Source organism: Mesorhizobium sophorae (assembly GCF_002270415.1).
GTDB lineage: Bacteria > Pseudomonadota > Alphaproteobacteria > Rhizobiales > Rhizobiaceae > Mesorhizobium > Mesorhizobium sophorae.
This window is the reverse complement of the sequence record NZ_NNRI01000022.1, coordinates 210,224-225,099: the sequence shown is the minus strand read 5'-3', so window position 1 is coordinate 225,099 and position 14,876 is coordinate 210,224. Positions and strand designations below refer to the sequence as shown.

Genomic DNA, 14,876 nt, shown 5'->3' with positions numbered 1-14,876 from the left:
AGGCAGACACAACAGGCCAGGCCGGCAGACGCAGGACGAGACGGCGATGAACAGCATCAGCATTTCCCGACAGAGCGCATTGCAGCCGGTCGATCCGATCTGGCGCTCGATCCGCGACGAGGCGATGGAGGCGGTCAACCGCGACCCGCTGCTTGCCGCGTTCCTTTATTCCACCATCCTCAACCAGGACAGCCTGGAAGAGGCGGTCATCCATCGGCTGGCCGAGCGGCTCGACCATCAGGACATCGGCTCCGATCTCATCCGCCAGACCTTCAAGTCGATGCTGGCCGACGACAAGGACTGGCCGACGACCGTGCGCGTGGACATCCAGGCCTATTACGACCGCGATCCGGCCTGCGACCGCTTCATCATGCCGGTGCTCTATTTCAAGGGCTTTCACGCCATCCAGACCCATCGGCTGGCGCATTGGCTGTGGAAGCAGGGCCGTAAGGATTTCGCGCTCTATCTGCAGAGCCGTTCGTCCTCGGTCTTCCAGACCGACATCAACCCGGCCGCCCGCATCGGCAAGGGCATCTTCATCGACCATGCCACCGGCCTCGTCGTCGGCGAGACCGCGGTCATCGAGGATGATGTGTCGATCCTGCATGGCGTGACGCTGGGCGGCACCGGCAAGGCCGGCGGCGACCGTCACCCCAAGATCCGCTACGGCGTGCTGATCGGGGCCGGGGCCAAGATCCTCGGCAACATCGAAATCGGCCATTGCTCGAAGATCGCGGCAGGCTCGGTGGTGCTGTCGCCCGTACCGCACAACAAGACGGTTGCCGGCGTGCCGGCCCGCGTCGTCGGCGAAACCGGCTGCGATCAGCCGTCGCGCCAGATGGACCAGCTTCTGCCGTCGCAGACGATGGATCAGGTCGTCAGCTTCGACATCTGATTTTCATCTGCCCGCTGCCTGCGGCCGGTTGCCGGCCGTGGGACGGAGCGGGCGGTTGTTCCCGTGTTATCGGGCCGCTTGCCTTTACATCGCCATTGTCGACGTGCCAGAAGCGCGATCGAACGAGCAAGCCCGATGATCGGAGAAGACTGTTGAAGCCGGATGAAATCAGAAAGCTGGACGCCTATTTCAAGCGCGTCTTCCAGAACCCCAAGCTCGAGGTCAAGGCACGGCCGCGCAAGGAAGATTCGGCCGAGGTCTATGTCGGCGACGAGTTCCTCGGCATCGTCTTCAAGGACGAGGACGACGGCGACTACAATTTTTCGATGGCGATCCTCGACATCGACCTGGCCTGAGCCAGCAATCCTGCGCTCGGCCGGCTCCGCTTAGAATGCGGTCGGCCAGCCCGGTTTCCCCTTCCTAATGTCCTCTTTTCAGGAAGCGCGCGGCTTGGCCGGCGATTGCCGCGTCGAGCGCCTGCCAATCACCCAGGAACTCCCTGGGGAAGCGATAGGTGAGGCTGAGTTCTTCGCCGACCTGGACGTCGCGCTCGCAGGGCGCCAGCGATTCCTCGGCACTCGGCCCGCTCAGGCAGCGGGCCACGAACGGGTCCTTGCCAGGGCGCTTGCCGACAACCAGCACCTCGTTCAGGTAGCCTGATTTCTCGTTGAAGCCGTACACCGTTGTGCCGCCGGGGCCAGCAATGCCCGGTTGGGTGATCAACGCACTGTAGATCGGCGCGAACCGGCCGCTCATGTCGCGCGACATCATCTGCTGTTCGAAGGACAGGAAGATGATGTTCCTGCTCGCTCCCATGTGATTGAAATCGTCGCGCGCCGGCTCGCTGTAGCCGTCCATCTGGGGATAGCGCAGATAGAGGTCGAGCCGCGAGGCAATGCCGTCGCGCCGGGCCTGGGCGAAACGGATCACGTTGGCCGGCACCGCGATGACATTGTTGCCGATCACCACCTGATGGATCGTTGCGTCGTCGGTGTATCCGGCCATGGCGATCGAATGGCCGAACCATTTGCCGGCAAGGCTGATCGCTACCGACAGCAGCGCCAGCGCCGCGAATGCGTAGAACACCCGCTTCATCAGCATGGAATCGACCACGGTGAGTTGGGGGCCGTCGCTGATCGCTGCCTGCTTCATCTCAGTCCTCGGATATCGGCCGTCCGCCCTTGGGTGTCCTTGGGCGGCACACATCGCGCGGCACGGCTCTTGCAGCCTTCATGGAACGACTGTGCAATTTCATGGTAAATGGAACGTAAAGATGGGCACGCTGGAACTCACCGTATTCGCTTTTGTCGTCGGGATGACAGCCTGCGGGCTGGCTGGATCGATGATGGAACTGGTGTCGGGCCGCAAGGTCGCCTTCGCCGAGCCCTACGTGTCGCCGTCGCATCTGCTGCGCTCGCTGCTCGCCACCGCTTGTGCGGGCCCCTTCATGTTGGTCAACGACGCCCTCGATGCCCGGCGTGACCGCCGCATTTCGACCTTGGCGCTGATGTCCTGCGGCTGCACGGCCATCGCCTGGTCGTTGGCACTGGGCGTCGTCGTGCTTGCCATTGCCTCCTGGACGATCGGTCTCCTAGGCTCCAGCCTTCCGGGCTGAGACGATTCGGAGACCAAAAATGCCACTTTACGCGATCGATGGAACGGAGCCGAGCTTCACGGATGCGGACTCAAACTGGATCGCGCCCGATGCGACGCTGATCGGCGACGTGCGCGTCGGCCGCAATGCCGGCTTCTGGTTCGGCGCCGTCATCCGCGGCGACAATGAGCCGATCGTCATCGGCGACGACACCAATGTGCAGGAACACACGGTCATGCACACCGATCCCGGCTTTCCGCTGACCATCGGGCAAGGCTGCACCATCGGCCACCGCGCCTTGCTGCACGGCTGTACGATTGGCGACAACAGCCTGATCGGCACGGGCGCCATCGTGCTGAACGGCGCCAGGATCGGCAGGAACTCGCTGGTTGGCGCCGGCGCGCTGGTCACCGAGGGCAAGGAATTTCCGGACAATTCACTGATCGTCGGCTCGCCGGCCAAGGCGATCAGGGTGCTGGACGAGGCGGCTGTTGCCAGATTGCGCAGCTCGGCCGCGCACTACGTCTCCAACGGCAAGCGCTTCAAGGCGGGACTGAAGAAGGTTTGAGGCGAGACCTCGCTTGCCGATGGTTTCATCGCGCCCCAACTCACCGTCGGTTGGAACTGCGCCTGGCCATCGCATCGTGCAGCAGGGAAGCGCCGGCTTCAAAGCCGGCAATGTCGGCTTCCTCGGCGGCTGTCCTGTAGTCATCGATGCGGGTTTCGAGCGCGGGGTCGGCGCCTGCCGCCAAAAGCAGGCCGATCGCCTCGACGCTCCGGATGGCCACCGAATAGTGAAGCGGCGTCCAGTCGTTCACGCCCCGCATGTTGGGGTCGGCGCCACCCTCGATCAGCACCCGCACGATTTCCAGTCTGTCGGCCCGGTCGGTGGATAGCGCCGCAATGATTGCCGGAAATCCACCGTGATCCTGATAATTCGGATCCGAGCCCGCATCCAGCAAAGTCGAGATGAAGCCTAAGGGACTCCAATAGATCGCATACTCCAGCGGATGCCCGAGGCCGAGTTCGAACGGCATGCGCTCGTCGAACCAGCAGGGCGAGCCGCCCAAGGCCACGCCGAGGCCCTCGAAATCGCCAGCCTTGAAGGCATCGTCGATCGCCTTGAACAGGCGATGGCGCTCGCATCGATCTTCCGGGATTTCCAACATCGCCGTGATCCAGAAGGCGAAACCAACGGCCTATAGTGCCTCGATCTCCTGCCCGTGGAAAGGCAGTCTTGATGTTCTGACGCGATTGGCGGGTCGATGGGACCTATGACCCTCTAGGCATCGCTAAGCGGCTTTCTTTTTTACCTTCTTCCCAGCCGTAGGCTTGGTCCGTATTCGCATGGCTCCGCCCTGGACTTCGATTTCAAATGCGTCTGTATTCCTCACCAGATCACTCAGTTTGCTGAAACCGTAGCTGCGGGGATCAAAATCTGAAAACAGGTTTGATAGCCGTTGTCCGAAGGTTCCGAGATGTACCCAACCATCCTCGCCTTCCATCTGGCCTATGACTTTCTTGAGCATGGGAATCGCGGCACTGGGCAATTGAAGCGGCTTGGCTGCGGGCGCACTATCGTGAGTGTTTGCGGTGCCACGTAGAAGGTTTTCAGTATAGACGAAACGCCGACATGCTTGCCGGAAACTTTCCGGCGTTTTCTGCTCCCCAAACCCGAACACGTCGACGCCTTGTTCCCGTATGCGCGCAGCAAGCCGGGTGAAATCACTGTCGGAAGAGACCAGGCAGAAACCATCGAAACGACCGCTGTGAAGCAGGTCCATGGCGTCGATCACCAGTGTGATATCGGACGCGTTTTTCCCGATGGTATTAGCGAATTGCTGCTGCGGGATAATCGCATGCTTTGACAAGACATCAGCCCATCCCTTCGACCGGACGTTTGAAAAGTCACCGTAGATGCGGCGGACGCTGGCTTCGCCAATCTTCGCGATCTCCTCGAACAGGCCGTCGACAATCTTGGCCGAAGCGTTGTCGGCGTCGATAAGAACCGCAAGGCGCGGTGATCGGGGTTCGGTCGGCATGCGACACTTCCTGGGCTGACGCACTCTCGAGTTTCGAACTGTAGCTGGTGAAACTCATCACCAACCGCGGTTCGCTACTCTGCCGTTGTAGCAGAAGTAAGCCGCAAATCGAAATCTAAGCTGTTGGAATTGTGCCTTTATCGGAATTTCAAAAGGTAATCCCAGAAATGGCGGAGCCGGCCCGGGGACGGGGCCGGCTCCTTTGACCCGGTCGTTGGGGACGGGGAGGGTGGGGACTCGACCGGGTTTCTCCTGAAGCGGTCGCCTTCATGCGACGCGCTTGACCTCTAGTTTATGCATGTCGTTATCTCAAAACGGGGGCCGCTTTTGAGCGACATGCATTAGCGGACGCTGGCGACCGCGTCTGAACGGCCATCGTTGATCGTCACCCAAACACCGGAATTCTGGTCTGACTGGCGCTTGAGATAGGTGTAGTCCGTGTCCGTCCAGGCGAGCACCTTGGTTTCAAGATTGTCGAGGATGAATTCCCCAAGGCTGGTGCGCACGGTCAGCACCGCGTGGCCGTCGCCGTTCGGCTGGCGCGCGACCGTCATCAGCAGATTGCCGGCCGGCACGCCCGCATTCATCAATTCGCGGCGCTTTTCCAGCGCGTAGTCCTCGCAATCGCCATAGCCATTGTCGGGATAGGCCCAATATTCCTCGGCACCGTAATTTTCCATGTCGGTGCGCGGCTTGACCCTTGCGTTGACCGAATTGTTGATGCTGACGATCGTCGCCCACAATTTGCGGGTCAGTTCGACCGGCGGGCCCTTGGGCGTCCGTTCGCTGCATTCGCTAGGTATGCGCTGGCAGAATTCATAATGGCCAACAGGCTGCGTGGTGCGTCCGCCGGTGTGCATATAGGCCGGTCCCGCGGCATATGCTGATCCCCATGCGGAAAGCTGCATCGCCATTGCCACCAGCAACAGCTTGCCCCTCGTCTTCTTCATTCCGGTAGTCTCCCCGTTCGAAGGAGACATTGCCACATGTGGATTTATTTGGGGCAAAAGTGCGAAGTAGATATTGAGTAAAACCCCAGTAGAATAAGCGTAAAATTTGAATCATTTGAGTATTGAATTGTTTGGATTTTGCTGCGAGGCGCTCCGCGAGCCTCTATGTCATGCGGCCCAGTAGGAAATGGCCTCGGATTGTCGAAGCGTCTCCTTCTGGGCTCGAAAAACAAAAAACCGGCCGCTAAGGGCCGGTTTCCCGAAGTGCTTCAGGCCTTGTCAGGCGCGCGGGGTGTTGAATTCGGAATCGAGCGTTTCGGGACGCTGGATGACGGCGAATTCGATGGCGACGCCGTCCTCGAAATGGCGGACGATCTGCCCGCGCATCGTGCCGAGCATGACCTGGACCCCGATCGCCGGCTTGACGTCGATCTCGATCGCGGCGCCGGAAAGCGACAGGTCGATGATACGGCACTGGTACTGACGGCCGTCGGTGAGCTGCAGCACGCTGGTCGGATTGCGCGGTGCGACACGCTCGTGCCGACGGTCTTCCGGCAGGTCGAGTTCGTGCTTGTTGGCAAGCCAGGTCAATTGCGCGGCAAGCTTGTCCTTCTTGCGGTCGGACGCGATGACGGTCATCGCGAAACCGTCCTGCAAGGTGCGTGTGACGACACCTTCGATGCGGCCGATATGGTCGATATAGGCGATGACTTTTTCGCCGGGCATGCCGATGCGTTCGGTGCGAAGCGCTACATTGCCCGGTGACATGTCGACGACCTGGCACGGATGTTCGGTGCGGTCTTCCAGCATGAAGCGCCCGTAAATCTTGACCCGGACGCGCTGAAAGTTACGCCTTTCAGCTTGGGACGGCGCATAGTCGACCGCCGCTGACCTCATGACTGCCACACCTCGTTTGGCATCCCGCGCGTCGATGCGAGGAACTTCATCGGAGAAGTACAACAATGGGGGTTAACAAAGGGGAAAAGCAGGCCCCGTTGCGGCGAGATTTGGCCCCTATTCCTCGCGCCCGCCATCGAAGACGACGAGATGGCGGATGCGGCGCGCGCGGCCAAGCGCCGATATCGTCTCGGGTGCCGCGAGTTCATCCGGAACCAGCGAAGGAACATCGATCGCCGGACGGTTGTTGAGAAGCTCCTTCTCCGGATCGATGACGCGAATCGAATCGATCAAGGTGTCGGTGATCGGATCGGCACCCAGCCAGAAGGGCTTCTCCACGGCACTGATCACGCCCAGGCAGCGCGGATTTTCAACACCGCCGTCAAGCGGCAAGGCAAGCAGTTCGAACTTGTTGGTACGGCCGTTGCGGCTGAAACCCTCGAAGGCGATCAGCACGACCGACTTCTGGTCAAAGACGCCATGAATCAGCCTCGAGACGAGCCGCTGATCCTTCTCGCGCCACAGCGACGGAAAGGAGAACCCCTTGAGTTCGCGGCCATAGTAGGCGCAAAGTCTGGTGCCGGCGAGCCGGAAGACGGCTTGTCCGCGCGTGTCCCTTTCCAGGATGAATGTATCGGCCAGCAGCGACTTGATGTCGGCCGGCTCGACCTCCGAACGCTTCGGGGCGGGGCGTCCGTCACGCAGGCGGTTCCAATATTGGAACAGCGTGATCGATCCGTTCTGGTTCATGCTATTCTGCTCCGCGCAATCTGTCGTCTGATGTCCCATCGGTGAACAGAAAGGGCGCCCTCCGATGACCTACATGCGTTGCGGAGCAGGAAGCGTGCCAGCGTCGTTAACACTTGTTCACGGGTCGGGGCCGTTAAGGTTAACAACTGGTTGACGTTGCAGCGAAGCGGCCCCTATGGCACACAAAAACCACTCCAGAAGCGGTCGTTTCGCGACGATCGGCAGCACTTCAGTTAAGAGTTTTAGGGGAGCAGGGGGCTCGACCGGCCGTTCAAGGGAAACCTTGAGCGGCTTTTTTTTGATTCGCGATGAGGCGATTCGCCGTTTGCGGTTCGTTCGGGGGTGATCTAGATGCTCGAACCCGAATCCCTGCTTGAGTGCAATTTCATATGAGCGAACCGGAAGGCCCCTCGGAAATCGAGCCGATCGAGGATGGACCCGAACAGCGGCGCGAGCCGGTGTTCAATCTGCCACCTGTCGTGCTGGCGGTGATGGGCATATGCGCGGTCGTCTACCTGTTGCAGCAGTACGTGCTGACGCAGGAACAGCAACTGACGCTGCTCTACGACGGGGCCTTCATCCCTGTTCTCTACACCGGCAAATACGGCTTCGACTGGTTCCTTTTCACTCGCCCGTTCACCTACGCCTTCCTGCATGGCAGCTTCGCCCATATTGCCATCAACATCGTCTGGCTCGCCGCTTTCGGTTCGCCATTGGCAAATCGCCTGGGGCCGCTTCGGTTCGCGTTGTTCTTTGCCGTGACCGGGCTGGCTTCGGTTGCGCTTTTCTGGGCCATGCATCCGTACGGAGAAGCGCCGCTGGTCGGGGCATCGGGCGCTATTTCCGGCATGATGGGCGCTGCCGCGCGTTTCGGTTTCCACACCCAGCGCTCGTCGGCCGGCAAGGCTGCCTTCGCCGGCCCCGTGCTGCCAATCGCCATCGTCCTGCGCTCGCGCGGCGTCGTGATCTTCCTTGCCGTGTGGATGATCATCAACCTAGCCACTGGCCTTCTCGGCTTTGCCCCCGGAATTGACGGCCAGATCGCCTGGGAGGCCCATATTGGCGGCTTTGTCGCCGGCTTCTTCGGCCTGCGCTGGTTCGACCGACGATGGCAGGCGCCTGAATGGGACACCACCGACCGCCGCACTTGAAATGCAACCGATCACGGCGCACCATGTTCACTCTTATGTGAAAGCCGGTCAGGGCAGGAACCGGCAGGCAAAGCAGAGGAGGAGGACGCCATGACGGTTAAGGCAATTCTCGAGAAGAAAGGCCATGACGTGTTGACGCTCGGGCCGAACGAAAAGCTGAGCGAAGCCATCCGCATCCTGGCCGACCACAAGATTGGCGCGCTGGTCATCACCAATGGCGATCGCAAGATCGTCGGCATTCTTTCGGAGCGCGACATCGTGCGGGTGGTCGCCAGGGAAGGTGGAGCCGCGCTCGATATCGCCGTGCGCTCGGCGATGACGCCGAAGGTGAAGATCTGCAATGAGAACCACACCGTCAACGAGGTGATGGAGATCATGACCAAGGGCCGCTTCCGCCATCTGCCGGTGGAAAAGGACGGTATGCTCGATGGCATCGTGTCCATCGGCGACGTGGTCAAGCGCCGCATCGAGGACGTCGAGCGCGAGGCCGACGAGATCAGGGCCTACATCGCCACCGCTTGAGCGGTGAACGGAAACCGCCGGCCGGCGAACCGACCGGCGGAGCCGCGGTCTGGCTGTGGTCGATCCCGGTCGGGTTCGAGGCGGCTGAAAAGGCCAGGTTGTGGCTTTACGCTTGTCTCTTTTGGCGGTTTGCACTAGCGAATGACTTCCACGTTCGACGTGAAATTCACGTTCAAATGTGAGTTCAGTCACCGCAAGTCGCAGGCCATCATGACCCTCATCGACACCCGTACCCCCGATGCAAAACGCCTGATCCCCGGCGCCACTGGCGACTGGGAGATCATCATCGGGCTCGAGGTCCACGCTCAGATCACCTCGGAGGCAAAGCTGTTTTCCGGCGCCTCGACCACCTTCGGTGCAGCGCCCAATGCCAATGTCAGCCTCGTCGATGCGGCCATGCCGGGCATGCTGCCTGTCATCAACGAGGAATGCGTCAAGCAGGCGATCCGCACCGGCCTTGGCCTGAAGGCGCAGATCAACCACAAGTCCGTCTTCGACCGGAAGAACTATTTCTATCCGGACCTGCCACAGGGCTATCAGATCTCACAGTTCAAGCAGCCGATCGTCGGCGAGGGCACGGTGACCGTCTCGGTCGGTCCGGATCGTCAGGGCGAGTTCGAGGACATCGAGGTCGGCATTGAGCGGCTGCACCTGGAACAGGATGCCGGCAAGTCGATGCACGACCAGCATCCGACCATGTCCTATGTCGACCTCAACCGCTCGGGCGTGGCACTGATGGAGATCGTCTCCAAGCCGGACATGCGCTCGGCCGATGAAGCCAAGGCCTATGTCACCAAGCTGCGCACCATCGTGCGCTATCTCGGCACCTGCGACGGCAACATGGATGAAGGCTCGATGCGCGCCGACGTCAACGTTTCGGTGCGCAAGCCGGGTGGCGAGTTCGGCACGCGCTGCGAGATCAAGAACGTCAACTCGATCCGCTTCATCGGCCAGGCCATCGATTATGAGGCACGCCGGCAGATCGCCATTCTGGAGGATGGCGGCAAGATCGACCAGGAAACGCGGCTGTTCGACGCCGTCAAGGGCGAGACGCGCTCGATGCGCACCAAGGAAGAGGCGCACGACTACCGCTATTTCCCCGATCCCGACCTTTTGCCGCTGGAGTTCGATCAGGCCTATGTCGACGCGCTGGCTGGGAAATTGCCGGAATTGCCGGACGACAAGAAGGCGCGGCTGATCGCTTCGCTCGGCCTGTCGACCTATGATGCTTCGATCCTGGTCTCTGAAAAGCCGATCGCCGACTATTTCGAGAAGGTGGCCGCCGGCCGCGACGGCAAGCTTGCCGCCAACTGGGTCATCAACGACCTGCTCGGGCAATTGAACAAGGCCGGCAAGGATATTGAAAACGCTCCGGTTTCGCCCGACCAACTCGGCGCGGTCATCGATCTGATCAAGGATGGCACCATTTCCGGCAAGATCGCCAAGGACCTGTTCGAGATCGTCTGGAACGAGGGTGGCGATCCGCGCCAGCTGGTCGAAAGCCGTGGCATGAAGCAGGTCACCGACACCGGCGCCATCGAGAAGGCCGTGGATGAGGTGATCGCCGCCAACCCCGACAAGGTCGAACAGGCCCGCGCCAAGCCGAGCATGGCCGGCTGGTTCGTCGGCCAGGTGATGAAGGCGACCGGCGGCAAGGCCAACCCGCAAGCCGTCAACGACCTCGTCAAGGCCAAGCTCGGCATCGCGGATCAATGAGCGGAGACACGAAGCCCGGCAACCCGGCTAGCGTCTCGTCGGCCCTTTTGATTGCCGGCGCCGTGCTGCTTTTTGTCGGCACGTCGCTGCATCCGATGCATGAAGACCCGAATGACGCGCTTGCCGCCTTCGGTGAATATGCCGCCGACCACATCTGGTTGTTCAGCCACATGGCACAGCTTGCCGGCGTCCTGTCGATGGTTGCAGGCCTGGTGCTGATCCTTGGCCGTCTGTCGGACGGGCCGCCACGCGGCTGGGCTCTTCTGACGATCCTGTTCGGCGCGGCGTCGCTGGCGGCGGCAGCTGCCTTGCAGGCCGTCGACGGCATTGCGCTGAAAGCGGTGGTCAATGCATGGGCCGCCGCCGATGCGGCGACAAAGCCATCGTTGTTCAGCGCCGCCTTCGCCGTACGCCAGATCGAAGTCGGTTTTGCCGCGATCAGCGCCATGCTGCTGGGCTTGACGGTCCTGCTAGCCAATGTCGCCCTGCGTCAGGCCAGGCGCTGTCCGTTGTGGCTGTCGTTGCTCGGCGGTGTCGGCGCCGTGGGTGTTCTGGTCGGTGGTTTCGCGACCGCTGCAACCGGTTTCTCCGGCACCGCCATGGCGGCCAACATGCCGGGCAGCATGGTGCTTCTGGTCTGGGTGGTGCTGCTTGCCGTGGTCGACTTCCGGCGCAAGCCGGTCGCAACATAGGGGGGAGAACCATGTTCGTTCGCACCGCCGGGGAACGCGACCTTGCCGCAGTGCGTGCGCTGCTGGTCGAGACCTGGCATGCGACCTATGACGCAATCTACGGCGCTGCCAAGGTGACCGAGATCACCGACGGCTGGCACTCGATTTCTTCGCTGCGGTCGCGGCTGACGCGGCCGAACTCGGAATTCCTGGTGGCCGATGATGGCAAGCTGATCGGCGGCATGGCTTTTGCCGAAGGCGCCGAACTGATCATGCTCAAGCAGCTCTACGTGCTGCCCAGCCTGCAGGGGCGAGGCATCGGCGGCATGCTGCTCGATGAGGTCATCGAAAGCTTCCCAGAGGCCCGCGCCATCCGTCTGGAGGTGGAGGAACAGAACATCCGAGCCATCGCCTTCTACGAGGCAAACGGCTTCTTGCGATCCGCCGATGTCGGCGAACATACCGGGGCCTTAGGACATCCTACGCGCGTCTACATCAGGGCTCTTGCCGGCTGAGGTATCTGCCGGCGTATCTCGATCACCTTCGCGCGAGCACCACGACAAAGCCCTATTTTCGTTTGACGGCTTGAAAGTCCCGCAGCAAAGCTCCTTCAGCTGACCCTGCTGGAAGCCAGAACAGACGGACGCTTGTGTTGGGCAGCGTCGGGGGGATTTTCATGCCGAGCTTACCGGAACTGATGCCGACACAGGTGTCGGACGAAACCTTTGGCGGCGTCACTTATCATATCGCCGGCGAACTGGTGCCCGTGCTTTCGGTCGATGTGACGCGCATGCCGGTCTATTTCGAGCATCACATCCTGCTGTGGAAGAACTCGACCATCAACATCGGCTTGAAATCGCTGAAGGGTGCGCTGAAGCGCATGATGGCCGGTATGCAGATATTCGTCACCGAAGCGTCCGGAGCAGGGATCATTGCCTTCAGCCGCGACGGGCCTGGCCATATCGTGCCGATCCATCTCAGGCGTGGCGAGGAGATCCAGGTGCGCGAGCACCAGTTTCTCGCCGCCACCGGCAACGTCGAGTACACTTTCGAGCGCGTGCGCGGCTTGGCGACGATGCTGTTTGGCCAGAGTGGCTTCTTCATCGACCGCTTTCGCGGCGATGCCGGCGATGGCATCGTCTGGCTGCACGGCTACGGCAACGTCTTCGAGAAAACGCTCGCCGCCGGCGAAACCATCGACATCGAGCCCGGCGGCTGGCTGTTCAAGGATGTCTCGGTCAGGATGGAGACCAAGATCGATCGCCTGTCGAGCGGCTTCTTCGGCGCCAACATGAATTTCATCGTCAACCGCTTCACCGGGCCGGGCCGGGTCGGCATCCAGTCGATGTATCTGCACATGCCAACCGAGGAATAGGCGGCGATCAGATGGTTCGCGATCTTCGCAGGTTTGGGGGCATGGCTCCGGCGCGGGAGCCGGGGCGACCTGCGCTCACATTACGCTCCACCGGCATTGCTGGCCGTCATCGGTTCCGCACACGGCCATGCGTCATCTCGGCGTTTGCTGCGCCGGCTCACGACGGATATGCAGGAACATGACCAAACTGTCCCGCATTGCAGCGCTGGTGCTGCTCGCCATCATCATTTTCTCAACCCTGTCGCCGATCCAGATGCGGCCACACATAGCCGAGGCGAATGTTGAGCGCGCTTTGGCTTATGTGCTCTTGGGCTTCGTCCTGGCGCTCGGCTTCCCCAACCGTCTGTATCAAGCTGCGATCTTCGTGGTTGTGACCGCCGGCGTCCTGGAACTGCTTCAGATCATTGATCCCGGTCGCCACGCGCAGTTTGCCGATGCACTCGTGAAAGCATCAGCCGGAATTGTTGGGATCTTTGTGGGGCAACTGTTCGTCAGGCCCAGCGGACGAATGGGAGAGAGGTAGGCGCGGCAGCAACCCGCGGCGCTAGGTGGAGCCAACGTCCACATTGTCGATCAGCCTCGTCTTGCCGAGCCAGGCGGCCGCAAGCACGCGCCCCTCAACGTCGCGACGCCACGGCGCAAGCGTCAGGCTTTCACGGGCCTCGACGTAGTCGACCTTGCGGAAGCCGGCCGCGACCAGGGCACGGCTGGCCTCCGCGGTTGCGTCGTTTTGGTCGGCACCTGCCGTCAAAGCCACCGCCGTGTCGCGTAATATCACATTGAGTTGGCGGGCGATCTTGAGTTCGGCTTCATCGAGATAGGCATTGCGTGACGACATGGCGAGACCATGTGCGTCGCGGATCGTCGGTGCACCGATGATCTCGACCGGCAGGTCGAGGTCGCCGCAGAGCTGCCTGACCACGCAAAGCTGCTGGTAGTCCTTCTCGCCGAAGATCGCGCAGTCAGGCGTTGCCTGCAGGAAGAGCTTTGCCACGACGGTGGCGACACCGTCGAAAAACGTCGGCCGAAAGTCCGATTCGAGCCCGGCGGAGGGACCGCCGACCGAGATTTTGGTGGCAAAACCGGCGGGATACATCTCGCCAACCGTCGGTGTGAAGGCAAGGTCGGCCTTGGCCGCTTTCAGCCGATCGAGGTCGTGGGCGAGCTGGCGCGGGTACTTGTCGAGGTCTTCCGTCGGCGCGAACTGCGTCGGATTGACGAAGATCGACACGACGCAGCGATCGGCCTTTTCGAGTGCGATCCTGACCAGCGAGATGTGCCCGTCATGCAATGCGCCCATGGTCGGCACCATGGCGACACGAAGGCCGTCGCGCCGCCAGTCGCGGATTTGCGCGCGCAGTGCGGCAACGCTGTCGACGATGACGGGCCGGCTCATGCGTCATCCCCGTGCTTTGTCGCCGAAAAGACATGGCCGGGGCCGGGAAATGCCCGGCTTCGCACCTCCGCAGCGTAGCGTTCGGCGGCGTGTGAGATGACGCTGCGCAGGTCGGCATATTCCTTGACGAATTTCGGCACGCGGTCGACGGTCAGCCCGACCATGTCGTCGATGACCAGGATCTGTCCGTCGCAGTCGCTGCTGGCGCCGATGCCGATGGTTGGAATGGCGATGCGGCGGGTGATGTCGGCGGCGACGGTCTCGACCGTGCCTTCGATGACCACTGAGAACGCACCGGCGCTTTCGACCGCGAGTGCGTCGCGAACCAAGGCCGCGACGGCCTCCTCGGTGCGGCCCTTGATCTTGTAGCCGCCGTCTTTCTCGACAGATTGCGGCTGGAGACCGATATGTCCCATCACCGGAATGCCGGCAGCGACGATCGCGGCGATCTGCCGGGCCATGTCGACGCCGCCTTCGAGTTTAACCGCCTGGCAGCCGGTTTCGTCGATCATCCGCCGCGCCGAAGCAACGGCCAGCGCCGCCGAATCCTCATAGGTGCCGGCCGGCATGTCGACGACGACGCAGGCCTTGGCCGCGCCACGCATCACCGCTTGCCCATGCGCGATCATCATCTCGAGCGAGGCACCCAGCGTCGTCTCGTGGCCGTGCAGCACCATGGCGACGCTGTCGCCGACCAGGAGCAGGTCGACATGGTCGTCGAGCAAGCGGGCGATGGGATAGGTGTAAGCGGTGAGGCAGACGATCGGTGTGCCGCCCTTGCGGCGGCGAATCGTGTCGGCGCTGATGCGAATGTCGGTGGTCGGCATTTCCGTGGCCAATCGTCACCTCCGTCGGCCTGCGCGGGTCGGATACCGGCCTTGCCGCGCAAAGCTTTAGAAAGACCGCAGTGGCTTGGC

The 14,876-nt window shown here is 61.7% G+C and carries 19 protein-coding genes; 11 read left to right on the top strand and 8 right to left on the bottom strand.

Going from position 1 to position 14,876, the window contains the following annotated elements; genetic code table 11:
* Nucleotides 1-46 precede the first annotated feature (46 nt).
* Together cysE and CGZ66_RS32130 are read left to right on the top strand one after the other, a co-directional pair.
* Nucleotides 47-895: a serine O-acetyltransferase gene (gene cysE / locus CGZ66_RS32135; RefSeq protein ID WP_095091679.1), complete on the top strand. Its 849-nt coding sequence runs from the start codon at nucleotides 47-49 to the stop codon at nucleotides 893-895.
* A 152-nt stretch (nucleotides 896-1,047) separates the two neighbouring features.
* Complete coding sequence (locus CGZ66_RS32130) at nucleotides 1,048-1,251, top strand: DUF3126 family protein (protein WP_006200852.1); 204 nt, start codon at nucleotides 1,048-1,050, stop codon at nucleotides 1,249-1,251.
* 64 nt (nucleotides 1,252-1,315) lie between these two features.
* Here the strand turns inward: CGZ66_RS32130 and CGZ66_RS32125 are convergent, their stop codons facing one another.
* Entirely contained in the window at nucleotides 1,316-2,047 is a 732-nt protein-coding gene (locus CGZ66_RS32125; RefSeq protein ID WP_095090727.1) for a hypothetical protein, read from the bottom strand.
* A 121-nt stretch (nucleotides 2,048-2,168) separates the two neighbouring features.
* Here CGZ66_RS32125 and CGZ66_RS32120 point away from each other — a divergent pair, with 121 nt between their 5' ends.
* Both CGZ66_RS32120 and CGZ66_RS32115 read left to right on the top strand, forming a co-directional pair.
* Entirely contained in the window at nucleotides 2,169-2,510 is a 342-nt protein-coding gene (locus CGZ66_RS32120) for a DUF6949 family protein (protein WP_095090726.1), read from the top strand.
* A gap of 19 nt (nucleotides 2,511-2,529) precedes the next feature.
* Nucleotides 2,530-3,057 carry a gamma carbonic anhydrase family protein gene (locus CGZ66_RS32115; RefSeq protein ID WP_095090725.1) on the top strand — a complete coding sequence of 176 codons (528 nt, stop codon included), beginning with the start codon at nucleotides 2,530-2,532 and terminating at the stop codon, nucleotides 3,055-3,057.
* A 40-nt stretch (nucleotides 3,058-3,097) separates the two neighbouring features.
* Here CGZ66_RS32115 and CGZ66_RS32110 read toward each other — a convergent pair whose 3' ends face one another.
* From CGZ66_RS32110 to CGZ66_RS32090, 5 genes are all read right to left on the bottom strand, one after another.
* Nucleotides 3,098-3,658, bottom strand: coding sequence for an ankyrin repeat domain-containing protein (locus tag CGZ66_RS32110; RefSeq protein WP_095090724.1), 561 nt, complete (start codon nucleotides 3,656-3,658; stop codon nucleotides 3,098-3,100).
* Nucleotides 3,659-3,781: 123 nt separating this feature from the next.
* Nucleotides 3,782-4,531 (bottom strand): NYN domain-containing protein, encoded by a 750-nt coding sequence (locus CGZ66_RS32105; protein WP_095090723.1) that lies wholly within the window; start codon nucleotides 4,529-4,531, stop codon nucleotides 3,782-3,784.
* A gap of 341 nt (nucleotides 4,532-4,872) precedes the next feature.
* On the bottom strand, nucleotides 4,873-5,481 hold the full coding sequence (locus tag CGZ66_RS32100) for a transglutaminase-like cysteine peptidase (RefSeq protein WP_095090722.1): 609 nt from the start codon (nucleotides 5,479-5,481) through the stop codon (nucleotides 4,873-4,875).
* Nucleotides 5,482-5,760: 279 nt separating this feature from the next.
* The gene (locus tag CGZ66_RS32095; protein ID WP_095091678.1) at nucleotides 5,761-6,378 is read right to left on the bottom strand and encodes a PilZ domain-containing protein; all 618 of its coding nucleotides are present in this window, start codon (nucleotides 6,376-6,378) and stop codon (nucleotides 5,761-5,763) included.
* A gap of 117 nt (nucleotides 6,379-6,495) precedes the next feature.
* Entirely contained in the window at nucleotides 6,496-7,128 is a 633-nt protein-coding gene (locus CGZ66_RS32090) for a PAS domain-containing protein (protein WP_095090721.1), read from the bottom strand.
* A gap of 389 nt (nucleotides 7,129-7,517) precedes the next feature.
* Between CGZ66_RS32090 and CGZ66_RS32085 the strand changes: the two genes are divergently transcribed.
* From CGZ66_RS32085 to CGZ66_RS32055, 7 genes are all read left to right on the top strand, one after another.
* Complete coding sequence (locus CGZ66_RS32085; protein ID WP_095090720.1) at nucleotides 7,518-8,279, top strand: rhomboid family intramembrane serine protease; 762 nt, start codon at nucleotides 7,518-7,520, stop codon at nucleotides 8,277-8,279.
* A gap of 90 nt (nucleotides 8,280-8,369) precedes the next feature.
* A complete protein-coding gene (locus CGZ66_RS32080) occupies nucleotides 8,370-8,801 on the top strand; it encodes a CBS domain-containing protein (protein ID WP_095090719.1) in 432 nt (143 codons plus the stop codon).
* A gap of 210 nt (nucleotides 8,802-9,011) precedes the next feature.
* Nucleotides 9,012-10,517, top strand: coding sequence for an Asp-tRNA(Asn)/Glu-tRNA(Gln) amidotransferase subunit GatB (gatB, locus tag CGZ66_RS32075; protein WP_095091677.1), 1,506 nt, complete (start codon nucleotides 9,012-9,014; stop codon nucleotides 10,515-10,517).
* The gene (locus CGZ66_RS32070; protein ID WP_095090718.1) at nucleotides 10,514-11,209 is read left to right on the top strand and encodes a hypothetical protein; all 696 of its coding nucleotides are present in this window, start codon (nucleotides 10,514-10,516) and stop codon (nucleotides 11,207-11,209) included. Before gatB ends, CGZ66_RS32070 begins: the two co-directional genes overlap by 4 nt.
* A gap of 11 nt (nucleotides 11,210-11,220) precedes the next feature.
* Nucleotides 11,221-11,703, top strand: coding sequence for a GNAT family N-acetyltransferase (locus CGZ66_RS32065; protein ID WP_095090717.1), 483 nt, complete (start codon nucleotides 11,221-11,223; stop codon nucleotides 11,701-11,703).
* 161 nt (nucleotides 11,704-11,864) lie between these two features.
* On the top strand, nucleotides 11,865-12,563 hold the full coding sequence (locus CGZ66_RS32060; protein ID WP_095090716.1) for an AIM24 family protein: 699 nt from the start codon (nucleotides 11,865-11,867) through the stop codon (nucleotides 12,561-12,563).
* A gap of 178 nt (nucleotides 12,564-12,741) precedes the next feature.
* A complete protein-coding gene (locus tag CGZ66_RS32055; RefSeq protein WP_167392338.1) occupies nucleotides 12,742-13,086 on the top strand; it encodes a VanZ family protein in 345 nt (114 codons plus the stop codon).
* A gap of 21 nt (nucleotides 13,087-13,107) precedes the next feature.
* Here CGZ66_RS32055 and panC read toward each other — a convergent pair whose 3' ends face one another.
* Both panC and panB read right to left on the bottom strand, forming a co-directional pair.
* Nucleotides 13,108-13,959, bottom strand: coding sequence for a pantoate--beta-alanine ligase (gene panC, locus CGZ66_RS32050; protein WP_095090715.1), 852 nt, complete (start codon nucleotides 13,957-13,959; stop codon nucleotides 13,108-13,110).
* Entirely contained in the window at nucleotides 13,956-14,798 is an 843-nt protein-coding gene (panB, locus tag CGZ66_RS32045) for a 3-methyl-2-oxobutanoate hydroxymethyltransferase (protein WP_095090714.1), read from the bottom strand. Before panB ends, panC begins: the two co-directional genes overlap by 4 nt.
* Between the last annotated feature and the right edge of the window lie 78 nt (nucleotides 14,799-14,876).